The organism is Caballeronia sp. INML2 (assembly GCF_023631365.1).
Lineage (GTDB): Bacteria > Pseudomonadota > Gammaproteobacteria > Burkholderiales > Burkholderiaceae > Caballeronia > Caballeronia turbans.
The window spans coordinates 1-368 of sequence record NZ_JALQDH010000230.1; the positions used below are offsets into that span (position 1 = coordinate 1).

The following is a 368-nucleotide window of genomic DNA, read 5'->3' on the forward strand; positions in this document are numbered from 1 at the left end:
GAGTAAGTGGAAAGATAGTTTCCGAATACTTGGAGTCAATATACAAGTAACCAAAGAAAGCAGCTCGATACGCCCGCAGTCACACGCAGTTTGGCCACGCTTGCCAGCCGATCGTGGGCTCTGTAGCGAGTGCCCTCATAGGCCCCATCGGGCGTGGATCGCGCACGGTCTGACAAGCTAGCCCTCTAAGGACACTGGTTCAGCACGAAATAGCGCCGGCACAGCGCTACGCGCTGCCGCTGGGTTTGCAAGGGAAACCAACGAATTACCAATGCGGCGAGATAGAGCCGTGCAAAAAGAGTACGGGCAGACCGAATTGAGGACCGGTCGGCCGCGAAGCGGGCTGGAGCTATTTGGTGCTGAACCAA

The 368-nt window shown here is 56.5% G+C and carries 1 protein-coding gene; it reads right to left on the reverse strand.

Annotation, left to right across the window (positions count from 1 at the left end; all coding sequences use genetic code 11):
* Positions 1-185: 185 nt before the first annotated feature.
* Positions 186-368, reverse strand: a 183-nt coding sequence (locus tag NCT32_RS37130) for a hypothetical protein (protein ID WP_250478542.1), incomplete at its 5' end; no start/stop codon positions are given.